Source organism: Streptomyces syringium (assembly GCF_017876625.1).
GTDB classification, from domain to species: domain Bacteria; phylum Actinomycetota; class Actinomycetes; order Streptomycetales; family Streptomycetaceae; genus Streptomyces; species Streptomyces syringius.
Window position 1 is genome coordinate 6,642,183 of sequence record NZ_JAGIOH010000001.1, and the last position, 21,125, is coordinate 6,663,307.

Annotated in this window: 19 protein-coding genes; 6 read left to right on the top strand and 13 right to left on the bottom strand. The window is 73.6% G+C overall.

Going from position 1 to position 21,125, the window contains the following annotated elements:
* Positions 1–26 precede the first annotated feature (26 nt).
* Entirely contained in the window at positions 27–1,085 is a 1,059-nt protein-coding gene (locus JO379_RS29150; RefSeq protein WP_209517719.1) for a phosphatidylinositol-specific phospholipase C domain-containing protein, read from the top strand.
* An 18-nt stretch (positions 1,086–1,103) separates the two neighbouring features.
* On the opposite strand, the gene JO379_RS29155 is transcribed toward JO379_RS29150, so the two are convergent.
* The 5 genes from JO379_RS29155 to egtA all read right to left on the bottom strand — a co-directional run bounded on the left by JO379_RS29155 (position 1,104) and on the right by egtA (position 5,874).
* Complete coding sequence (locus JO379_RS29155) at positions 1,104–1,325, bottom strand: dodecin (protein ID WP_130881205.1); 222 nt, start codon at positions 1,323–1,325, stop codon at positions 1,104–1,106.
* 211 nt (positions 1,326–1,536) lie between these two features.
* On the bottom strand, positions 1,537–2,520 hold the full coding sequence (gene egtD, locus JO379_RS29160; protein WP_209517721.1) for an L-histidine N(alpha)-methyltransferase: 984 nt from the start codon (positions 2,518–2,520) through the stop codon (positions 1,537–1,539).
* Positions 2,517–3,272, bottom strand: coding sequence for an ergothioneine biosynthesis protein EgtC (egtC, locus tag JO379_RS29165; RefSeq protein ID WP_130881203.1), 756 nt, complete (start codon positions 3,270–3,272; stop codon positions 2,517–2,519). The genes egtD and egtC overlap by 4 nt, the downstream gene beginning before the upstream one ends.
* On the bottom strand, positions 3,272–4,597 hold the full coding sequence (gene egtB, locus JO379_RS29170) for an ergothioneine biosynthesis protein EgtB (protein WP_209517723.1): 1,326 nt from the start codon (positions 4,595–4,597) through the stop codon (positions 3,272–3,274). Before egtB ends, egtC begins: the two co-directional genes overlap by 1 nt.
* A complete protein-coding gene (gene egtA, locus JO379_RS29175; RefSeq protein ID WP_242626390.1) occupies positions 4,594–5,874 on the bottom strand; it encodes an ergothioneine biosynthesis glutamate--cysteine ligase EgtA in 1,281 nt (426 codons plus the stop codon). Before egtA ends, egtB begins: the two co-directional genes overlap by 4 nt.
* A 183-nt stretch (positions 5,875–6,057) precedes the next feature.
* Here egtA and JO379_RS29180 point away from each other — a divergent pair, with 183 nt between their 5' ends.
* Entirely contained in the window at positions 6,058–7,359 is a 1,302-nt protein-coding gene (locus JO379_RS29180; protein ID WP_307842180.1) for a cytochrome P450, read from the top strand.
* Here JO379_RS29180 and JO379_RS29185 read toward each other — a convergent pair.
* From JO379_RS29185 to JO379_RS29200, 4 genes are all read right to left on the bottom strand, one after another.
* Positions 7,337–8,092: a bestrophin-like domain gene (locus JO379_RS29185; protein WP_130881200.1), complete on the bottom strand. Its 756-nt coding sequence runs from the start codon at positions 8,090–8,092 to the stop codon at positions 7,337–7,339. The two genes, JO379_RS29180 and JO379_RS29185, sit on opposite strands and share 23 nt — an antisense overlap.
* A gap of 71 nt (positions 8,093–8,163) precedes the next feature.
* Positions 8,164–8,943 carry a hypothetical protein gene (locus tag JO379_RS29190; RefSeq protein WP_209517725.1) on the bottom strand — a complete coding sequence of 260 codons (780 nt, stop codon included), beginning with the start codon at positions 8,941–8,943 and terminating at the stop codon, positions 8,164–8,166.
* 224 nt (positions 8,944–9,167) lie between these two features.
* Complete coding sequence (locus JO379_RS29195; protein ID WP_130881198.1) at positions 9,168–9,962, bottom strand: crotonase/enoyl-CoA hydratase family protein; 795 nt, start codon at positions 9,960–9,962, stop codon at positions 9,168–9,170.
* Positions 9,959–11,605, bottom strand: coding sequence for an acyl-CoA dehydrogenase family protein (locus JO379_RS29200; protein WP_130881197.1), 1,647 nt, complete (start codon positions 11,603–11,605; stop codon positions 9,959–9,961). The genes JO379_RS29195 and JO379_RS29200 overlap by 4 nt, the downstream gene beginning before the upstream one ends.
* 85 nt (positions 11,606–11,690) lie before the next feature.
* On the opposite strand from JO379_RS29200, the gene JO379_RS29205 reads away from it, so the two are divergent.
* The 4 genes from JO379_RS29205 to JO379_RS29220 all read left to right on the top strand — a co-directional run bounded on the left by JO379_RS29205 (position 11,691) and on the right by JO379_RS29220 (position 15,385).
* Positions 11,691–12,437 (top strand): PaaX family transcriptional regulator C-terminal domain-containing protein, encoded by a 747-nt coding sequence (locus tag JO379_RS29205; protein WP_242626388.1) that lies wholly within the window; start codon positions 11,691–11,693, stop codon positions 12,435–12,437.
* Between the two features lie 136 nt (positions 12,438–12,573).
* Positions 12,574–13,272 carry a response regulator gene (locus JO379_RS29210; protein ID WP_130881195.1) on the top strand — a complete coding sequence of 233 codons (699 nt, stop codon included), beginning with the start codon at positions 12,574–12,576 and terminating at the stop codon, positions 13,270–13,272.
* 68 nt (positions 13,273–13,340) lie between these two features.
* Positions 13,341–14,834, top strand: a complete 1,494-nt coding sequence (locus tag JO379_RS29215; protein WP_207304064.1) for an ATP-binding protein — start codon at positions 13,341–13,343, stop codon at positions 14,832–14,834.
* Positions 14,831–15,385 carry a hypothetical protein gene (locus JO379_RS29220; RefSeq protein WP_130881194.1) on the top strand — a complete coding sequence of 185 codons (555 nt, stop codon included), beginning with the start codon at positions 14,831–14,833 and terminating at the stop codon, positions 15,383–15,385. Before JO379_RS29215 ends, JO379_RS29220 begins: the two co-directional genes overlap by 4 nt.
* 27 nt (positions 15,386–15,412) lie before the next feature.
* Here the strand turns inward: JO379_RS29220 and JO379_RS29225 are convergent, their stop codons facing one another.
* The 4 genes from JO379_RS29225 to JO379_RS29240 form a co-directional block, all read right to left on the bottom strand.
* A complete protein-coding gene (locus JO379_RS29225) occupies positions 15,413–17,689 on the bottom strand; it encodes a heavy metal translocating P-type ATPase (RefSeq protein ID WP_130881193.1) in 2,277 nt (758 codons plus the stop codon).
* A 384-nt stretch (positions 17,690–18,073) separates the two neighbouring features.
* On the bottom strand, positions 18,074–18,964 hold the full coding sequence (locus JO379_RS29230; protein ID WP_209517727.1) for a MerR family transcriptional regulator: 891 nt from the start codon (positions 18,962–18,964) through the stop codon (positions 18,074–18,076).
* A gap of 265 nt (positions 18,965–19,229) precedes the next feature.
* Entirely contained in the window at positions 19,230–19,976 is a 747-nt protein-coding gene (locus JO379_RS29235; RefSeq protein WP_130881190.1) for a DUF6182 family protein, read from the bottom strand.
* Entirely contained in the window at positions 19,973–21,124 is a 1,152-nt protein-coding gene (locus JO379_RS29240; RefSeq protein ID WP_209517729.1) for a hypothetical protein, read from the bottom strand. The genes JO379_RS29235 and JO379_RS29240 overlap by 4 nt, the downstream gene beginning before the upstream one ends.
* Position 21,125 lies beyond the last annotated feature (1 nt).

Genomic DNA, 21,125 nt, shown 5'->3' on the forward strand with positions numbered 1-21,125 from the left:
ACAACAGAACGAAAGCGGTGGGGGACATGCGCGCGGTCACGCGTACGGGAATGGTCGCGGTGGCGGCAGCGGCGGCGGTGGCCACCACGGTGGCCCCGGCGGGGGCGCGGACCACGGGCGCGGCGGCGGGCGCCGCCACCGCGCCCTACTCCGCGACGACGTCCGTCGGCCTCCACAACGCCTACCTCCAGGACAAGTACCCCTACTTCGCCGACGCCCTCGACTCCGGGGCCTCGCTCCTCGAACTCGACGTCTGGACGAACGGCTTCGGCGGGCGCGCCTTCCGCGTCTCGCACGCCAACCCGGTGCGCAACGCCAACAACTGCGAGGGTGCCACGTCCCCGGCCGAGCTGCGCACCAAGTCCCGCAACCAGCCCCTGGCCGGCTGCCTCGCCGACATCCGGGCCTGGCACGACGCCAACCCCGGCCACCGGCCCGTCTTCCTCAAGGTGGAGATGAAGGACGGCTTCAACGCGGACAGCGGACGCGGCCCCGCCGAGCTGGACGCCCTGCTCACCGAGAAGCTCGGCGACGCCCTCTACCGGCCCGCCGACCTCGTGGCCGGCCACGGCGACCTCGATCGGGCCGTACGGGCCGGCGGCTGGCCCAGCCGGTCGGCGCTCGCGGGCAAGTTCGTCGTCGAGCTGATCCCCGGCACGGTGGAGGAGGGCAACCCCGCCGACCGGCTGTGGACGGACCGGGAGTACGCCACGCACCTGCGCGACCTCGCCGCCGCCGGCCGGCTCCGCCGGGCGGGGGCCTTCCCCGCCGTGCACGGCGCGGTGGCCGGCGATCCGCGCACGCGCTACGCCGACGCCTCCATCCGCCCCTGGTTCGTGGTCTTCGACGGCGACGCCGCCACCTACGCCAAGGGCGGCATCGACACCGCCTGGTACGACGACCGGCACTACCTCGTGGTCATGACCGACGCGCACAAGGTGCCGCCCGTCATCGACGGCACCAGGCCGACCGAGGCCGAGGCGCGCGCCCGCGTCACCCTCATGGCCAGGAACCACGCCAGCTTCGCGACCGCCGACTGGTACCCCCTGCCGAAGGCCCTCTCCACGGTGGTCCCGCGCGGCTGACCGGCACGGGCACCGGGATCAGGCGCTGTCCTCCAGCCGGAAGCCGACCTTCAGGCCCACCTGGTAGTGACCGACCTTGCCCTGGTCGAAGTGCCCCCTGATCTGCGTGACCTCGAACCAGTCGAGGTTGCGCAGGGTCTGCGAGGCACGGGCGAGCCCGTTGCGAACGGCGGCGTCCACGCCGTCCGGGGAGGAACCGACGATCTCGGTCACGCGGTAGGTGTGGCTGTGGTGCGACATGAGTGCTCTCCGGGCGACTGGGCGGCCTTGACATCTCCACCGTGGTGCACCCGGCGACGACGCGCGAGGCGAGCGCCGCTGTTGGCGTGGCCCACCGGAAACAGCCCGTCCGGCGATCGAGGGCGGCTGAGCTCAGCCAGAACCAGCCCGTCCGGCGATCGAGGACACCGCCGCGCAGCGGAGGTGCACGCAACGGCCCGCAAGGCACGCCCTACCCCCGCCCGGCCGCAGGCCGGTCCGGCACCGACAACGACAGGGCGAAGCGGCCCTCTTCGTCCGTCCACCAGTGGCTCATGCGCAGCCCGGCCTCCGCCAGCTCCCCGGCGACCCCGTCCCGGCGGAACTTCGCCGACACCTCCGTGCGCAGCTCCTCGCCCGCCGCGAAGTGCACCGCGAGGTCCAGCGCGGGGATCTTCACCACGAGCGCCGTACGGGCCCGCAGCCGCATCTCGATCCACTCCCGCCGCGCGTCCCACAGGGCCACGTGCGCGAAGTCGTCGGGGTCGAAGTCCGCGCCGAGCTCGCGGTTGACGACGGCGAGGACGTTCTTGTTGAAGGCGGCCGTCACCCCGGCCGCGTCGTCGTACGCGGCGACCAGCGTCCGCTCGTCCTTCACGAGGTCCGTGCCGAGCAGCAGGGCGTCGCCGGGAGCGAGCTCGGACCGGACGGCCGTGAGGAACGCCACCCGCTCGGCGGGCAGCAGATTGCCGATGGTGCCGCCGAGGAAGGCGACCAGGCGCGGGCCGGGCGTCTCGGGCAGGGCCAGGCCGTACTGGAAGTCGGCGACGAGGGCGTGCACGGTCAGCGCCGGGTGTTCGGCGAGCAGCGTGCCGGCCGCGCCCCGCAGGGCGCTCTCGCTGACGTCGACGGGCACGTAGTGGTCGAGGGCGGGCAGGGCGCGGATGAGGTGGCGGGTCTTGTCGGAGGACCCCGAGCCCAGCTCCACGAGCGTCCGGGCGCCGGTGGCCCCGGCGATCTCCGTGGCGCGGCCGATGAGGATCTCCCGCTCGGCGCGCGTCGGGTAGTACTCGGGCAGCAGGGTGATCTCGTCGAACAGTTCACTGCCCCGGGCGTCGTAGAACCACTTCGGCGGCAGTTCCTTGGGGTTTCGGGTGAGCCCCGTGGCGACGTCCGCGCGCAGGGCCGCGGCGGTCGCGTCGAGGGGGAGGGTGCGGGTCAGGGCGAACTGGCTCACAGACAGGGCTCCTTGAGCGTGCGCAGCGTGATGTCGGTGGGGGTCGCGGTGAGGAGGGTGCGGTCGGGGACCTCCACCCAGCGCGGATCGTCGTCGTACGGCTCGGAGGCCACGGCCGTCCGGCCGTCCGGGCCGCTGAGGTACCAGAGGGTGTCCCCCCAGGCGGTGGCGGCTATCGCGGTGCCGTCGGTGAGCAGGAGGTTGAGCCGGGAGCCGGGGGCGGCGTCGGCCAGCGCCCGGACCGTCCCGGCCAGCGCCGGTCCCATCGCCTCGCCCTCCCGCAGCCGGTGTTCCACGAGGGCCCAGACGAACGCGGAGTCACAGCGCGCGGCCAGCCGCAGCAGCGCCACCGGGGGCAGCAGCGCCGCGAGCGGCGCCGCGGTCTCCGGCCACCCGGTCAGTGCGCCGTTGTGACTGAACAGCCACGGCCCGGCCGTGAACGGGGCCGCGCCCGCCTCCCCGTCCGGGTCCGCGACGGTCGCGTCCCGCACCGAGGCGAGCAGTGCCCCGGTGCGGACGACCCGGGCGAGATCGAGGAACGAGCCGTCCGCCCAGATCGGCCCGGCCCGCCGGTAGCGCGCGGGCACCGGGTCGCCCGCCGCGTACCAGCCGATGCCGAACCCGTCGGCGTTGACCGTCCCGTGCAACTGCCGCCGCGGCGCCCACGACTGCCGGAAGAGCGAGTGCGCAGGCGCGAGAACGCTCTCGCCGAGGGGCGCCTCGGGCCCCACGACGGCCAGATGCCGGCACATCAGACGGGATCCGCGTCACGGGCGGTACGGAAGCCCGCGAAGATCTGCCGGCGCACCGGCAGGTCCCAGTTGCGGAACGTCCCCCGGCAGGCGACGGCGTCGACGGCGAAGGAGCCGCCGCGCAGCACCTTGTGGGAGTCGCCGAAGAACACCTCGGAGTACTCGCGGTAGGGGAACGCCCGGAAACCGGGGTAGGGCAGGAAATCGCTCGATGTCCACTCCCACACGTCACCGATCAGCTGCCGTACGCCCAGCGGCGAGTCACCCGCGGCATAGGCCCCCACCGGCGCCGGCCGCAGATGGCGCTGGCCGAGATTGGCCCGCTCGGGGGTGGGATCGGCATCCCCCCACGGATAGCGCAGCGAGCGGCCGGAGACCGGGTCGTGGCGGGCCGCCTTCTCCCACTCCGCCTCCGTGGGCAGCCGCCGCCCCGCCCACGCCGCGTACGCCGCCGCCTCGTACCAGCCGACGTGCAGCACCGGCTCGTCCGGCGGTACGGGCTCGACCACCCCGAACCGCCGCCGCACCCAGCCGGTGCCCTCGCGCCGCCAGAACAGCGGCGCGCCCAGCCCGTGCCGGCGGACCTGCTCCCAGCCCTCCGGATGCCACCAGCGCGGGTCGGTGTAGCCCCCGTCGTCGATGAAGCGCAGATACGCGCCGTTGCTCACCGGCAGCGTGTCGATGAAGAACGACGGCACGAAGCGGTGGTGCGCGGGCCGTTCGTTGTCCAGGGCCCACGGCTCGGTGGAGGTGCCCATCGTGAACGGGCCGCCCTCGACGCGCACCTCCGACGGCAGCAGCGCCGCGTCCGGCGCGGCCGGCGGCGGCTCCGGGGCCGACAGTGCGGCCGGGCCGCGGCGCAGCTGATGGGTGATGAGCATGGTCTCGTCGTGCTGCTGCTCGTGCTGCGCGATCATGCCGAAGGCGAAGCCCGCCTCCAGCAGCGGCCCGCCGCGCAGCGGGGCGCTGTGCAGCACGTCCAGGACCCGGTCACGGACGTCCGCGACATAGCCCCGGGCCTCGGCGGGCGCCAGCAGCGGCAGCGCCGGCCGCTCGGCACGCGGATGCTCGAACGCGTCGTACACCGAGTCGATCTCGGGCCGCAGCGCGTCGTGGCCGCCCACGGTGCGCAGCAGCCACTGCTCCTCCTGATTGCCGATGTGGGCGAGGTCCCAGACCAGCGGGGACATCAACGGCGAGTGCTGGGCGGTCAGTTCCCGCTCGTCCACACAGGCGGTGAGGACACGGGTCCGCTCGCGCGCCGCGAGCAGGGCGTCCACCGCCCGCGAGCGGAACAGGTCGGGATCCGGGCCGGGGGCGCTCATGGGCGGACCTCCTTGCCGTTCACCCGGTCGAGCAGATCGTCGGCCGGACATCGGTGGCGGTCCACATAGCGGGCCGTGAAGGCGTCGACGGCGTCGAGGACGTGCGGCGGGGCTCCGAGCCGGGGGAGCGCCTCACGGGCCGCGGCGAAGCAGACGGTGGCGGCGGCGTGCAGCTCCGGGTCGGCCAGGCCGAACCGGGCGGCGTTGCGCCACAGCGGATTGCGGGGCGCCGGGGCGGTGCCCGCCGTGTCCGCGAGGGCCTTGACCGTGCGGTAGGCCGTCTCGGTGGCCACGGGATCGTCGAAGAGCGCGGCCGTGACGGCGAGCGGCACCAGCCAGCCCTCCTCCCCGGGCTGCGCGTCGATCATGCGCAGCTCCAGATGCCCCCGCGGCCGTATCGGCGGGAACAGCGTGGTCAGGTGGTAGGCGACATCGTCGACCGTCGGCGGCCGGGGGTGCCCGGTACGGGTCCACCGACGCAGGTTCAGCCCCTCGGGAGGGTCCCAGGGGCCGTCCTCGGAGCGCAGCACCATGATCGGCGCCTCCAGCGCGTACGCCGCGAAGGCCGACCTCGGGTCGAGACGGTCGGAGGGGGCCAGGGTGCGCCCGGGGTCCGTCCGCCCGTAACAGGCCTGCCGGGTCGAACGCCAGCCCGTGGGGCGGCCCATGTGCAGCGGGGAATTGGCGAAGGAGGCGACCAGGACCGCGCCCAGCAGATGCGCCAGCGCCCAGCGGCGCCCGTAGCCGAGCGGCCCGGGCTCCTCGTACCCCGCGTCCACACAGACCTGGACGGACGCCGTACGGCACATGATCGTGTACCCGGCGTCGTTCCACCGGCCGTAGTAGTTCTCCATGGCGTCGTAGCGGGGATCGTGCACGACGCGGGGCGGTTCGTGCCAGGGAGCCTTGCCGTAACCGGCGAGGACGAGCCCGAGATCGCTCAGCTCGGCGCGGGCGAGGGCGAGGTCCGCGGAGACCTCCGTGACACAGGAGGCGAGGGAGCTCGCGGGTTGCGAGGAGAACTCCAGCTGGCCGCCGGGCTCGACGGTCAGCAGCGATTTCAGCGGCAGTGCGCGCAACCGGTCGGCGGCGGCCGCGAGCCGGGGCGGGGCGACCGGGCGGACGGGGTCGCGCACGTCGTGGACGAGCCATTCCAGCTCGACACCGAGCAGCCGGGGCGGCCCGGTCTTGAAGCAGATGCCCCGCACATAGGCGTCCGCGTCGGCCGCGTCGACGAGCCGGTCGCGGTCCTCTCTGAGGTCCTTGCTGTCGGTCACGGTCCGTACCTCCCGTACGTTCGGTCCGTACCACCTAAACCACTGCATGCCCGTTGCTTCAAGAGTGCATGGGGGCGCGAACCAGCCGTCACGCCGTCCGGCCTGGCCGGACGGCGTCGGGTCACCAGGACATTGTCGCCAGCCCTTGACGCGTCCGCCAGGGGAGGACATACCGTCCGTGAGGTGACTTCACACGAGGTGACCGCCGACGTCTTCCTTTCCGAGACCTACGCGCAGGGCGTGCCCTACGCCCGCTACAAGGAGCTGCGGGACGCCGCCCCGGTGTGCCGGATCGGTGAACCGGCCGTCGGGCCCTGGCCCGCCGGCCCAGGTTTCTGGGCGGTCTTCCGGCACGCCGACGTCAAACATGTGCTGCGGACCCCCGAGGTCTTCTCCTCGTACACGGGCGCCACCCAGATCGCCGACCCGGAGACCGAGGGCGACCTCGCCTTCCTGCGGACCATGATGCTCAACCAGGACCCGCCCGCCCACGCGCGGCTGCGGCGCATCGTCTCCGCCGCCTTCACCCCGCGCGCGGTGCGGGAGCTGGAGGCGGTCATCGAGGAGCGGGCGCATGTCCTCGTCGACTCCGTCGCCGGCCTCGGCGCCACGGACTACGTGGAGCTGGCCGCGGACCTGCCCGTCTGGACCCTCGCCCACATCATGGGTGTGCCGGAGGAGGACCGGCGGCTGCTGTACGACTGGTCCAACCGGGTGATCGGCTACCAGGACGCGGACCGCGCGGATTCGTGCACCGCCGACGCCGGGAAGCTGAGCCCGATGGGCCGCGCGGCCCTCGCGCACCGGCCGGCCACGCTCACCCGCCCCGACGGGAGTGTGGCCGCCCCGCGCACCCGGGAGGCCCTCGCCGACATGTTCGTCTACGCCCACGCCCTGGCGGACCACGCCCGGCCCGGCAGCATCATGGCGCAGATGCGCGAAGGCGGCCTGACCCGGGACGAGTTCGAGACCATGTTCCTGCTCTTCGCGACGGCCGGGAACGAGACACTGCGCAACGGCATCCCCGGTGGCCTCAAGTCGCTCCTCGACCACCCCGACCAGTACGCACTCCTGCGGGAGCGCGAGGACCTGACGCGGTCCGCGGTGGAGGAGGTGCTGCGCTTCTGGCCGCCGGTCATGGACTTCCGGCGCACCGCCACCCGGGACACCGAGCTCGGTGGCCGCCGCATCCGGCGCGGCGAGAAGGTCGTCGTCTTCCACGCGTCGGCCAATCGCGACGAGCGCGTCTTCACCGACCCCGACCGCTTCGACATCACCCGCGCCCCCAACGACCACGTCAGTTTCGGCTTCGGACCGCACTTCTGCCTGGGCGCCCACCTCGCGCGCGTCCAGATGCGGACCATGCTGCGGGTCACGATCGACCGGCTGCCCGGCCTGGAGCGGGCGGGTGAGGCCGTCCGGCTGGCGTCCAACTTCCAGAACGGCCTCAAGCGCCTGCCGGTCAGATGGCGAACAGATCGGTGAACGGCCCGGTCGCGTCCGCGACGCTGTGCCCGAAGGGGGAGTTGAAGTCCCAGACGAGGAAGAGGAGGAAGGAGATCAGCGCGCTGTAGAGCCCCGCCAGCAGCAGCTCGCGGGGCGACCGCCGGATCTGCAGCGTGAAGATCAGCCCCACGGCCACCAGCGCCCCCGCGATCAGGCCGAACCACACCACGCCCGGCAGCGTCGCCTCCGCGTTCTGCGCCCGCGCGCTACGCGCCGCGTCCACCGCCGAGACCTGGTCCAGCAGCGGCTGGTAGTGCTGCCCCTCCTGGTCGTTGCGCGGCACGTACGAGGTCACGTCCCGGCGCACCTTGGCCAGCAGCTCCGCGCCCCGGTCGGTGAGTTCGGCCTCGTCCAGCATGTGCTGCCACTCGGTGTGCACGACGTACGTCACATACGCCTCGACGTCCTCGCGCGTACGGTTCCGGGCGTCCGGGGCGTAGGCGATCACCCGCTCACTGACCTCGTGCAGGGCCTGCGCCTCGGCCGTGACCGCCTGCTGCGCGCTGTTGCGTGCCTCCCAGACACCGGCGATGGCGAGGCCCAGCACGATGGCGTAGACCACGCCGACCATCATCGTCATGTACTCGATGACGTCGGGGGTCTCGGTCGGGTCGTCGTCCGCTCCGAGCCTGCGTTCTCTGAGAACGGTGATGGTCAGGACGACGGCGCACGCGGCGGCCATCGCGATGGCCAGGACCAGCCATTCGGACAAGGGAACCTCCGGGATCGAACAGGGGGGTTTCGGGGGGCGAGAGGGGGCGGCGGGGACGGTGGGGCCGCGGGTCAGCGCCGTCCGCTGCCGCCGCCGCGGGGCCGCAGCAGCGCGGCCGCGAGCACGGCGGGGGCCGTGAGCAGCAGCATGAGCGTGACCATCGAGGGCCCGCCGTCGGGTGTCCTGGCGTCGGCCCGGTGGTAGGCGCGCGGTGCGATCCGCGCGGGCTTCGGCCTCGGCGCGGGGGAGGACAGCGGCAGGGGAGCGGTCCGGAGGACGGGAGGCGGCGGCGCCGGGACGGCGTGGGCCCGGACCGGGACGGGGACGGGGCGCGGGGGCGGTGCGGGGGCCGGCGGAGTCGGGGGAGCGGGCGCTGGTTTCACCGTCGGCGGGGCCGGGACGGGGCGGGGGAGAGCCGGGGGCTTCGGGCGGGGCGCCCGGGGGCCGCAGATCCGCACCACGGACGAACGCCCCGTGACCTGGGCGCTGACGGCCAGGCACCCCTCGCCGTCATGGACCACGGCGGAGGACAGGTCGTCGCCCGAGACGGCGGTCACGGTCCGGGCCCGCCGGCCGCCGGGCGTCCCGGTGTGACGACGCCCCTGCTGGATGACGACGGACGGCGAACCGCCGTCGTGTGCAGTGACGTTCACTCCGTGGGAGCGGCGGACCGCCGATGCGACGTCGGGGTCGTGGCCACGCCCGGTGCCACCGGGCGCCGCGGTGGCCGGAGGCTCCACGGCCGGCCGGCCGTCGGCCTCACCGCCCCACGCGGGCCCGGCCCCCGCTGTCGCCAGTACGGCCACGAAGGCCACGATCCCCGCTCGCCCTGCCGGCGCCCGTCCGTTCACGACGGAGATCTTCCGGTGCCCGCGCTCCCCTTGGTCGCGTCCTGGACCAAATCCCTCCGAAGGGATGAACAACTGTGTGCGTTGTGTGTGCGTCATGCCGGGCATTGCCGACGTAACGACCGGGCGTTCAGCGGGAATTCACCCCGACGGGCCCGGCGTACGAAGCCCGGGCCCCCCGGGTCGTGCGCCCTCCTTCCGCGTCCCCTCCTTCACCGTCCCGTCCTTCACCGTCCCGAGAAGTCCCCGTGCCGGCCCGCGCCCGCCGTGAAGCGGGCCGCGCCCTCGGCGGCCTCGGTCAAGGCCGCCCGGCCATGGCCGAATTCGGCGGCCAGCGCGGCCTCCTCCGTCAGGCCCTCCTGGTCCAAGACGGAGGCCCGGTCGCCGCGCAGGCACGTCTGCGGGAAGCGGGCGATCTCCGCCGCGAGCTCCTCCGCCGCCGCCCGGGCCCCGCCCGGCGGGACGAGCCGGTTCACGAGCCCGATGGCGTGGGCCTCCGCCGCGGGCACCGGACGGCCCGTCAGGACCATGTCCATGGCCCGGCCCGTGCCGACGATCCGGGGCAGCCGGACCGTGCCGCCGTCGATCAGCGGCACGCCCCAACGGCGGCAGAAGACGCCGAAGACCGCGTCCTCCTCCGCCACCCGCAGCTCGCACCACAGGGCCAGCTCCAGTCCGCCCGCCACCGCGTGGCCGCTCACCGCGGCGATCACCGGCTTGGACAGCCGCAGCCGGGTGGGGCCCATCGGGCCGTCACCGTCGGGTGCGACCCGGTTGCCGCGCGCGGTGCCGAGCGCCTTGAGGTCCGCGCCCGCGCAGAACGTGCCGCCCTCGCCCCACAGCACCGCGACCCGCGCCCCGTCGTCGGCCTCGAACGCCCGGAAGGCATCGGCCAGTTCCCGGGCCGTCGGCCCGTCCACGGCGTTGCGGACCGCGGGCCGGGACAGGACGACGGTGGTGACGGGCCCCCGGCGCTCGGTACGGACCGCCGGGCCCGCCGCCCCGGCCCGGCCGCCGGTCACCGCGCGTCCTTCGCCACCGCGCGGTCGATGATCGGGCCCAGGTCCGCGCCCGTCGGCAGGGTGCCGAACGCGTGCCCCCACTCCCCGCCCAGCCGGGACGCGCAGAAGGCGTCCGCGACGGCCGGAGTGCTGTGCCGCACGAGCAGGCTGCCCTGGAGGACCAGCGTGAGCTGCTCCGCCACCCGGCGGGCGAGCAACTGCGCCCGGTGCGGGTCCGACAGCTCACCGAGCAGCCCGCGCAGGCGCGCCGCCGCCGCGTCGAGGCGGGCGTCCGCCCCGGCCGCCGCGTCGACCTCCGCGAAGTAGGCGGCCTGCCCCGCCGGTTCCTTGGCCAGGGCGCGCAGCACGTCCAGGGCCGCCACATTGCCCGAGCCCTCCCAGATGGAGAGCAGCGGCGCCTCCCGGTACAGCCGCGGCATGCCGGACTCCTCGACGTAGCCGTTGCCGCCGAGGCACTCGAGCGCCTCGGCGGCGTGCGCGCTGCCGCGCTTGCAGACCCAGTACTTGCCCGCCGCCAGCGCGAGCCGGCGCAGGGCCGCCTCGGACGCGTCGCCCGCCTCGGAGGCGTCCAGCGCCGCCGCGAGCCGCATGGCCAGCAGCGTCGCCGCCTCGGACTCGACGGCGAGGTCCGCCAGGACGTTGCGCATCAGCGGCTGGTCGATCAGCTCGGCGCCGAACGCCCGCCGGTGCGCGGTGTGGTGCAATGCCTGCCGCAGGCCCGCGCGCATGCCGGACGCCGAGCCGATGACGCAGTCGAGCCGGGTCATGTTGACCATCTCGACGATCGTCCGCACCCCACGGCCGAGTTCGCCGACCGGCCAGGCCACGGCCCGCTCGTACTCGATCTCCGCCGAGGCGTTGGAGCGGTTGCCGAGCTTGTCCTTCAGCCGCTGCAGCCGCATCGCGTTGCGGGTGCCGTCCGGCAGTACGCGCGGCATGAGGAAGCACGTCAGGCCCTCCGGCGTCTGCGCGAGCACCAGGAACACGTCGCTCATCGGCGCCGACGTGAACCACTTGTGCCCGGTGATCACATACGAGCCGTCGCCCGCCGGCACGGCCGTCGTCGTATTGGCCCGCACGTCCGAGCCGCCCTGCTTCTCCGTCATCGACATGCCGGCGATCAGGCCTTGCTTGCCCAGCGGGGGCCGCAGCCCGTAGTCGTAGCTGCGCGACGCGAGCAACGGCTCGTAGAGGGCCGCCAGCTCGGGCTGGGCGCGCAGCGCGGGGACGGCGGCGTACGTCATGGAGATCGGGCAGCCGTGGCCCGGCTCGGCCTGGGCCCAGACGTAGAACTTCGCGGCACGCACCAGATGCGCCCCGGGCCGGGCCTGCGCCCAGGGCGCGGCGTGCTGGCCGCTCTCCACGGCCGCCGCCATCAGCGCGTGCCAGGCGGGGTGGAACTCCACCTCGTCGACGCGGTGGCCGAAACGGTCGTGGGTGCGCAGCACCGGAGGATGCGCCTCCGCCAGCCGCGAATGCTCCTGCGTCTCCTGTGATCCGGCCCGTGCGCCCAGCTCTCGCACCTCCGCCTCGCCCCAGCCACCGCCGTCCCGGCGCAGCGCCTCCAGCAGCGCCGGATCGTCGGCCGTGGTGAAGCCGGTCAGGGGCGGAGCCTGGTTGAGGACTTCGTGTGTGGCGCTCACAGCGACCTCCGAGGGTGCGTACGGCCCGGTATTACAGTTTCATGATGCGTGATCCAGGACTGTAATGGATAGGCTTCCGGCAATCATGGACGCCACCGGATCCCTCGCCCTGCCGCCGCTGACCGCGCGCTCGATCGTGCTCTCCACCCTCCTCGGCCACCACCCGCCCGCCCTGCCCGCCCGCGCCCTCGTCCGCGTCGGCGAACTCTTCGGCACCGCCGAGGGCACCGTCCGCACCGCCCTCACCCGGATGGTCGCCGCCGGTGACCTGGAACAGCGCGACGGTACCTACCGGCTCACCGACCGCCTCCTCGCCCGCCAGGCCCGGCAGGACGACAGCCGGGCCCCGCGCACCCGCCCCTGGGACGGCGGCTGGGAGATCGCCGTCGTCACCACCGAACGCCGCTCCGCCACCGACCGCGCCGCCCTCCGCCAGGCCATGGCCGCCCTGCGCCTGGCCGAGCTGCGCGAGGGCTGCTGGCTCCGCCCGGCCAACCTCGTGCGCCCCCGCCCCGACGTCGTCGACGAGCAGTGCACCCGGCTCACCGGCACTCCCGAGGGCGATCCGGCCGCGCTCGCCGCGACCCTGTGGGACCTCGACGGCTGGGCGGCGCGGGCCCGCGTGCTGGAGGGGGCACTGCGGGAGGAGTGGACCGAGAACCTCGCGAGGCGCTTCATGGTCTCGGCGGCGGTGCTGCGCCACCTCCTCGCCGACCCGGTGCTCCCGGCCGCGCTGCTCCCCGAGGACTGGCCCGGCGACCGGCTGCGCCGCCGCTACGAAAGCACCGACCGCGACTTTCGCGACCTGCTGCTGCGGCACATCGGGGCCTAGGGGCGTGTCCGCGAATCCCGGACGCCTCGCCGCGGCGCCCACCCGGGGTGCGGGGAATATGAGCAGTCGGTGACAGTTGCGCCGTTCACAGGCCCGCGCGGCGCACGAGTGTGCTGAGGGGAACGATACTGTCCGCATGTCACGCGTGCTTCTGATCGAGGACGACCGGGCCGTACGGGAAGGGGTCACTCTCACCCTGCGCCGCCGCGGCCACGAGGTCGAGGCCGCGCCGACCGGCGAGGCCGGTCTCGCCGCCCTGGAGACCTTCCGCCCCGACCTGGTCCTGCTCGATCTGATGCTGCCCGACAAGAGCGGCTTCGAGGTGTGCCGCCGCATCCGCGCCACCCAGCAGATCCCGATCATCATGCTCACCGCGCGCGGCGACGACATCGACGTCGTCCTCGGCCTGGAGGCCGGCGCGGACGACTACATCGTCAAGCCCGCCCGGGGCGAGGTCCTCGAAGCGCGCATCCGGGCCGTGCTGCGCCGCGCCGCCCCGAGCGACGGCGGCCCCGACCCGGCCGTCACCCAGCCCGCCGAGACCCACGGCGACCTGACCGTCGACCGCGCGGGCCTGCTCGTCTCCAAGAACGGCCAGGACCTGGCGCTCGCCCCCTCCGAGATGAAGCTGCTGCTGTACCTGTCGGCCACCCCGGGCCGCGTCTTCAGCCGCCAGCAGCTCCTGGAGCACGTCTGGGAGCACAGCTACCACGGTGACGCGCGGCTGGTGGACGCCTGTGTGATGCGGCTGCGCACCAAGGTCGAGGACTCCTCGCGGTCGCCGAAGTACATCCAGACCGTGCGGGGCTTCGGGTACCGGTTCGGACCCCTGTGACCCCGGCTGTGACCGAGAGACCCCCGGCCCCGTGGCACGCGCGACTGCGGAGCATCAGCTTCCGGAGCCTGCGGCCCGGCCGCCCGGCGCTGGGCACCTTCGCCCGGGGGCTGCGGGCGCGCCTCGTGGTGGCCTTCCTGCTGGTGGCCGCGTTGAGCGCGCTCACCACGGCGGGACTCACCTTCCGCGAGGCCCGCACCAAGATCCTCAAGCGCACCCAGGACACGGCCGTGGAGACCCTGCGCGCGCAGGTCAACTCGCAGGTGCCCGAAGTGCCGTTCCCGCCGGGCAACGACGACCTCGTGCGGCTCTCCGAGGGCCTCAACCGGGCGGGGGTGGCCCAGCGCTGGATGGTCCACACCCGCTACCGGAACGGACCGCTCGTTCCGCCCACCGGCCCGACCGGGAGCCGGGGCATCCCGGCCGGCGTGCAGGCCAAGGTCCACAAGGGCATCGCGGCGTTCCAGCGCATCGAGCTCGACGGGAAGCCGTGGCTCGCCATCGGACTGCCCGTCACCTACAGCGGGGACGGCGGCGAGATCTCCGGTCTGGAGGTGTACGCGAAGCTGCCGCTGCGCGAGGACGAGCTCAATGTGCAGGCGCTGGTCCAGGCCGCCCAGAACGGGGCGCTGCCCGCCATCGCGCTGGCCGTGGTCCCCGCCCTGATCGCCGCGCGCGGGGTGCTGCGGCCCGTACGGGAGCTGCGGCGCGCCACCCAGCAGATCACCGCCGGTGAGCTGGACACCCGGCTCAAGGTGACGGGCCGCGACGAGCTCGCCGACCTCTCCCGGACGTTCAACGACATGGCGGCGGCGCTGGAGGAGAACGTCGCCGAGCTGCGCCGCATGGAGGCCAACTCCCGGCGCTTCGCCGCCGACGTCTCGCACGAGCTGCGCACCCCGCTGGCCGCGATGACCGCCGTCGTCGACGTCCTGGACGAGGACGCCGCCACGCTCGACCCCGACACCGCCTACGCCGTCCGCCTCATCAGCGAGGAGACCGGCAAGCTCGCCCGTATGGTCGAGGACCTGATGGAGATCTCCCGCTTCGACGCGGGCGCCGCCGCCCTGCACCTGGACGAGGTCGACGTCTCCGAGACCGTGCGCAAGACCCTCCAGGCCCGCGGCTGGCAGGACAAGATCGCGGCCGATCTGCCCGAGGGCGTACGGGCCCGGCTCGATCCGCGCCGTATCGACGTCGTGGTCGCCAACCTCGTCGGCAACGCCCTCAAGCACGGAGGGGAGCCGGTGAGCGTCGCCGTCCGGACCACGCGAGGGGCCGAGGCGGCCGACGGCCAGCGCCTGCTGATCGAGATCGCGGACCGGGGCGAGGGCATCGACCCCGAGGTGCTGCCGCACGTCTTCGAGCGGTTCTTCAAGGCGGACTCCGCCCGGGCCCGCTCCGAGGGCAGCGGGCTCGGGCTCGCCATCACCCTGGAGAACGTCCGGCTGCACGACGGGACCGTACGGGCCGCCAACGGCCCCGACGGGGGGGCGGTGTTCACCGTGGACCTGCCGCTGCGGCGCGGGGAGTGCGGGGAGTCCGAGGAGGGGCAAGCATGAGGATCCGAAGGGCGGCGGCCGCCGCGACCCTGTGCGGTCTGCTCACCGCGCTGGCGGGCTGCGGCATCGAACCGACCGAGGTCATCGACGTGGGCTATCCCGCCACCGGTGCCAAGCGGCCGGGCGTCCCGGCGACGCAGGCCGTGCTCTACTTCGCCTACCCGGGCGGCGTGGTGCCGGTGAGCCGCCCGGCCGGTGACGCGGTGAGCGCGGAGGACGCGGTACCGCTGCTGCTGAAGGGGCCCAACGAGCCCGAGCGGCTGCGCGGCTACTACTCCGAACTGCCGACGGTCGGCGGTGTGGACGTCATCACCAGCACCGACCGCGTCGTCATCCGGCTGGGGACGGACGTCTCCCGGCTCACCCGGACCGCGCGCAACCAGCTCGTGTGCACGGCGGCCCACAACGGGGTGCCGGGCAAGCTGCCCGCCGACGAGGTGAAAGTGAGTCTGGTCGGCGGCGGAAAGTCCGTCACCGACCAGGTCTGCGCCTCCCTCTTCCCCCCGGCCGGCCGGACCGGCCCGGCCGTGTCCCCGGCGCCGGGCTCGTGACGCCGGCCGGCCGCGGGCGGCCGGGTCCTACCGGCCCAGGGGCCTGAACCCGCGCAGCCGCAGGCTGTTGCCGACGACGAAGACCGACGAGAAGGCCATCGCGGCGCCCGCGATCATGGGGTTGAGCAGCCCCGAGGCCGCCAGCGGCAGCGCGGCCACGTTGTAGGCGAAGGCCCAGAAGAGATTGGACCTGATGGTGCCCAGCGTCCGGCGGGCCAGCAGGATCGCGTCCGCCGCGACCCGCAGATCACCCCGGACGAGCGTGAGGTCGCCCGCCTCGATGGCCGCGTCGGTGCCGGTACCCATCGCCAGCCCCAGATCCGCCTGGGCCAGCGCGGCCGCGTCGTTGACGCCGTCGCCGACCATCGCGACGACCCGGCCCTCGCCCTGGAGCCGCTTGACGACATCGACCTTGTCCTGCGGCAGGACCTCGGCGATCACCTCGTCGATGCCGACCTCGGCGGCGACCGCCTCGGCCACGGCCCGGTTGTCGCCCGTGAGCAGGATCGGGGTCAGTCCCAGGGCCCGCAGCCGGCCGACGGCCTCGGCGCTGGTGTCCTTCACCGCGTCCGCGACCTCCAGCACCGCCCGTGCCTCGCCGTCCCAGGCCACCACGACGGCCGTGCGCCCCGCCGCCTCGGCCGCGGCCTTCGCCCGCGCCAGCCCCGCCGGCAGCTCGATGGCCCACTCGGCCAGCAGCTTCTCCCGGCCGACGAGCACGGCGTGGCCCTCGACGACCCCCTGGACGCCCCGCCCCGGTAGGTTCGCGAAGTCCTCCGGCACGGGCAGCGCGCCGACGCCGGCCGCGGCACCCGCCGCGACGGCCCGGGCGATCGGGTGCTCGGACGCGTGCTCCAGCGCCCCCGCCAGCCGCAGTGCCTCGGCCTGTGTCGTGCCGTCGGCGGTGTGCACGGCTCCCAGCGCCATCCGGCCGGTGGTGACCGTGCCGGTCTTGTCCAGGACGATCGTGTCGGCCTTCCGCGTGGTCTCCAGCACCTCGGGCCCCTTGATGAGGATGCCCAGCTGCGCACCCCGGCCCGTGCCCACCATGAGGGCCGTGGGCGTGGCGAGGCCCAGCGCGCACGGGCAGGCGATGATCAGCACGGCCACCGCGGCGGTGAACGCGGCCGTCAGGCCCGCGCCGCTGATCAGCCAGAAGGCGAGCGTGCCGAGTGCCAGGGCGATGACGACGGGCACGAACACCGCGGAGATCCGGTCGGCCAGCCGCTGGGCCGCCGCCTTGCCGTTCTGCGCGTCCTCCACCAGCCGCCCCATCCGGGCCAGTTGGGTGTCGGCTCCGACCCGGGTGGCCGCCACGACGAGCCGGCCGCCCGCGTTGAGCGTCGCACCCGTCACGGTGTCGCCCACGCCGACCTCGACCGGCACCGACTCACCGGTCAGCATCGAGGCGTCCACGGCGGAGGTGCCCTCGACGACCGTGCCGTCCGTGGCGATCTTCTCACCGGGCCGGACCACGAACCGGTCGCCGACCACCAGGTCCTCGGTGCGGATCGACTCCTCGCGCCCGTCCCGCAGGACGGTCACCTCCTTGGCACCGAGCTCCAGCAGCGCCTTGAGCGCGGCGCCGGCCCTGCGCTTGGACCGGGCCTCGAAGTAGCGCCCCGCCAGGACGAACGCGGTGACCCCCGCAGCCGCCTCCAGATAGAGGTTCCCCGCGCCGTCACCGCGCGCGATGGTCAGCTCGAAGCCGTGCGTCATGCCGGGCATGCCGGCGCTGCCGAAGAACAGCGCCCACACCGACCACGCGAACGCCGCCGAGGTACCGACCGAGATCAGGGTGTCCATGGTGGCCGCGCCGTGCCGGGCGTTGGTCCAGGCCGCCCGGTGGAAGGGCCACGCCGCGTACGTGACGACGGGTGCGGTCAGGGTCAGGGACAGCCACTGCCAGTACGTGAACTGCCAGGCCGGGACCATCGCGAGCAGGACCACCGGCACGGCCAGCAGCACGGCGGTGACCAGCCGCTGCCGCAGCGGCCGCAGCTCCTCGGCCCCCTCGTCCCGGCCTTCCCCGTTCTGGCCGTCGGCCGGCCCGGCGTCCCGTACGGGCGCGGGCGGCGCGGCGGTGTAGCCGGTCGCCTCCACCGTGGCGACCAGCTCGGCCACCGCGATGTCCTCGCGGTAGGTGACCTGTGCTTTCTCGGTGGCGTAGTTGACCGTGGCGGTCACTCCGGCCATGCGGTTGAGCTTCTTCTCGATACGGGCGGCGCACGAGGCGCAGGTCATGCCGCCGATGGCGAGTTCGACCCGGGAGGTCCGGGCGGTGTCGGTGGTCGTCGTGGTCATCGCTGCTCCCACTGGAAGGCTATCGATACCCCCGGGGGGTATCTGTTGAGCCCATGTATACCCCCGGGGTGTATGCAGAAGCAAGCGGTCGACGCCGCTCCGGAAGGACCTGCTGCGACCGAGATTTTTACTTGGCGGACGAGCGCAGTAGTTGGCGGATCCTGCTTCGGTAGCGCTGTGTTGTGATCAGTGGCGAAGATCGGGCCTTGTCGCCATGCGGGTGGTGATGCTCTGGGTGAGTGAGCGAGGTGGCCAGGGCAGGGATCCGGTCAGACTCAAGTCGCTTCGACCGGCTTGTCGCGGGGTACAGCAGGGATGCCGCACTTCGGGAGCAACTCGACCTCGAAGATGGTGGCTGGTTATGTCGGTGCCAGGCACAGGCGATCAGCTGTCCGCGGAGTGGGCGTCGGCAAGGGCCTCGCCGAAGAGCCGTCCGGCGAGTTCCACGCAGCGCATCCGGGCAGGAGAGAAGTCGTAAGGCATCTTGGTGATCGCTGCGGCGGCACTCATCTCTGTGCCCTCCTCCCCTTGCAGGTCGGCGTCGTAGATCTCGAAGATCTTCTCCTCGGCCGCGTCGAGACCAGTTGCCTCGATGGCCTGGTTCAGGGCCATTTGGTGAGCGCATCGCTGTACGGCGAGCTCTTCGACGCGCGGGTCGTCGGGTTCGACGCCGTCGTCGAGGGCGGCCTCGGCCGCCTCAAGACGGTCCTCCTCGGCCCGCAGGTCGGGGTGGGTGGCCAGCACGATGAACGTGCTGGCCTGGATAGCGGCGCCCAGCGGCCCGAAGATCCGTTCCGTGACTAGCAGGGCGTCCAGATCGGAGGGGCGCAACGCGCCCGGGGGCAGGTGGCTGAGCCGGTCCGTGACCAGTTCGGAGAGCAGCCCCAGCGGGCTGCCCACCGCCTGCAGGCGCTGGACAGCCGCGCGCCGACGTTTGATGGCGGCCTCCTGCGCCGCCAAGGTTTCCTCCAGCCTGCTCAGGGCCGACTCGATATCCGGGGCTTGGTCCAGGGCTTCGTCTCCAGCTTCGTCCCGGGCTTCGCCGAAGGCGGTCCGCATGTCGTCCAGGCTGATACCGGCATCAGCCATCTTGCGGATCCACAGCAGGCGGGTCATGTCGTCATAGCCGTAGCGGCGGCGGTCGTCCCCGCCGCGCTCGGGCTCCGGCAGCAGACCGATCTCGTGATAGTGGCGGATGGCGCGTGGGGTGATCCCGGCGAACGCAGCGGCATCACCGATCTTGACCTGCCGGGGAGGCGTGAGGGAGGGGTACATCGCAGACAGAGCCTTTCGTGCTGTGGTGCCCCGACCCCACCACATGCCGCTACGGCATGTGCAACAACCCCATCCAGGTGCCACCGGAGCCGGACCCCGGCTGCCGCCGGGACCGGTCAAGAACGACGAACCATCCGGGAACGCAGAGTGACCACCGGCGGCCAGACAGCTCCCCGCCAAGTGGCCGCCGCTGGGGAATTCCAGCATCACCCGCCATCTACGATCCTCGGTCACACCTGCTGCGCTGACCAGGGCCAGCCGAGGATCACCTGGCCTTGCTCAGCCCCGCGGCGGCCATCAGACGGTCCGGGGAACGGGGGTCGGTGACGACGCGTACCCGCTCGAGTTCCCCGAGCACCCCCGCCAGCCTGGGCAGGAGGCGCACGGTGAGCCGGTCGCCGGGGGCGATCAGTCCGTCGAGCACGCCCTCGGCCAGCGTGTGGTTGAGATGCACCAGCGCGTCGGCGACCGTGCACTCGGCCGAGGCCAGATACAACACCCGGCGTACGGGCGGACGGTGTGCCGGATGCGGTGCCGGGCGGTGTGCGGTGGGGATCTCCACGGTGATCCCGGAATGTCCGCAGAGAGGGGCGGAGCCGGTGAACAGCTTGAGGAGCCTGCGCAGGCCCGTCGTCGCGGCCGCGGGGCCCGGCGGCGTCCAGGCCGTGGACGCGTCGTCGGCGACGGAGGCGAAGGAGAACCGGTCCCGCAGGTGCAGCGGGTTGCCCGCCAGGAAAACGGTGCGGGTGAACGACCGCTGCCAGGCATCGGCCCGCACGGGGTCGAGCCCCAGGGCGAAGTCGCAGGTCGAGCGGATCCACCGGTCCAGGTCGAAGCGGTGGACGACCGCGGCGACCAGGACCGTCTCCTCGTCGCCGGCCGCCGCGACGTCGGCACGCGCGGCCAACAGCCCGTCGAGGGTGGCCAGGTCGTGCCGGGTCGCGAGATCGGGGCGTACGGCGGTGAGCCGGGCCGCCGCGGCCTCGCGAAGGTGGTGCTGGACCGGGTTCACAGGAACACCCCCGAGAGCAGGTCGAGGCCGGGTGCCGGGCGCCGGGTGCCCAGCAGGCTCGACGTCAGCCGGTAGGGATTGACGTGGAGGTGATCACCGCGGTGGCGCGTCAGCGCCTCGGTGGCGGTCTCGTCCACGGCCGGGCCCGCGGAGGCGATCATCCGCTCGGCCCGGCGCAGGCACTGCCGGAGCAGGTCGGCGCGGAAGGACTGCTGCTGTCCCGGACCGAGTACGGCGATGAAGTACAGCCGCATGCCCAGCCGGACGGCGGCCTCGCCGTGGTCGGCGCGCGCACGGTCCAGGAGGGCCCGGGCGTGGGTGTCGTGCCAGCCGCCGTGGCGGGCCGAGCGGATCCGGCCGTCGATGGGGACCCGCCCGACAGGCACGCGGCGGACGCTCGGCCCCAGGGCCTTCAGGACACGCGCCAGCTGCTGGTAGTCGGAGTCGAGTTCGGTGTCGTAGAGCAGCACCACCTCGTCGAAGTCCGGCGCCAGCGGCATGAGCTCACGCAGGGCGCAGGCCAGGTAGTTGGGACGTCCGTCGGTGGTCACCAGTTGCCGCAGCGGCAGACCGAAGCGGGTGAGGTCGAGGTGGACGGGGCCGCCGAGCGTCCGCTGGTCCAGGCACATCCCCAGGGCCTCGAGCCGTTCGAGGGCCGTGTCGAGGTCGTACCGGGGTGGCTGGTGGCGCAGCAGCCCGGGGTCGTGCAGGCCGAGCTCCGCGTACTGCCCGGTCCACAGCCGCAGGACGCGTTCGCCCGCGGGGTGCACCCATCCGTCCTCGACGGCGGCCGCGTAGTGTCGCAGGTCCTCGGCCGGTGCCCGGCCCTCCTCGGCGCGGAAGGCGACGTAGAGCCGGCCGATGTCCTCCTCGGTGGCGTCGTCGTAGCCGCTGTCCCCCTGGGTCCGGTCGAGGAACTCCCAGAAGGCCAGGGTCTGTTCGCAGAGGTGATAGGTGGTGTGGCTGCAACGGTAGGTGACGTCGGCGAGTCGCCGGGTGGCCCGGAACATCACGTCCGTCCACAGCAGCCCCTTGAGGTGGCTGGGGGTCAGCGGTTTGGACGGGGTGATGGTGACGGGCGCCAGGAGGACCCGGGGCCGGCCGGCGGGCGCCGCCTCCGGCGTCCGGGTCAGGGGAGAGACGCGCATG

What these genes read in the sequence shown, in the direction of transcription:
- JO379_RS29210 (WP_130881195.1), top strand. Translation starts at nt 12,574, where the DNA reads ATGTCACGCGTGCTTCTGATCGAGGACGACCGGGCCGTACGGGAAGGG.
- JO379_RS29150 (WP_209517719.1), top strand. Translation starts at nt 27, where the DNA reads ATGCGCGCGGTCACGCGTACGGGAATGGTCGCGGTGGCGGCAGCGGCG.
- JO379_RS29230 (WP_209517727.1), bottom strand. Translation starts at nt 18,964, where the DNA reads ATGTACCCCTCCCTCACGCCTCCCCGGCAGGTCAAGATCGGTGATGCC.
- JO379_RS29155 (WP_130881205.1), bottom strand. Translation starts at nt 1,325, where the DNA reads ATGTCGCACCACAGCCACACCTACCGCGTGACCGAGATCGTCGGTTCC.
- egtC (WP_130881203.1), bottom strand. Translation starts at nt 3,272, where the DNA reads ATGTGCCGGCATCTGGCCGTCGTGGGGCCCGAGGCGCCCCTCGGCGAG.
- JO379_RS29225 (WP_130881193.1), bottom strand. Translation starts at nt 17,689, where the DNA reads ATGACCACGACGACCACCGACACCGCCCGGACCTCCCGGGTCGAACTC.
- JO379_RS29220 (WP_130881194.1), top strand. Translation starts at nt 14,831, where the DNA reads ATGAGGATCCGAAGGGCGGCGGCCGCCGCGACCCTGTGCGGTCTGCTC.
- JO379_RS29240 (WP_209517729.1), bottom strand. Translation starts at nt 21,124, where the DNA reads ATGCGCGTCTCTCCCCTGACCCGGACGCCGGAGGCGGCGCCCGCCGGC.
- JO379_RS29205 (WP_242626388.1), top strand. Translation starts at nt 11,691, where the DNA reads ATGGACGCCACCGGATCCCTCGCCCTGCCGCCGCTGACCGCGCGCTCG.
- egtB (WP_209517723.1), bottom strand. Translation starts at nt 4,597, where the DNA reads ATGAGCGCCCCCGGCCCGGATCCCGACCTGTTCCGCTCGCGGGCGGTG.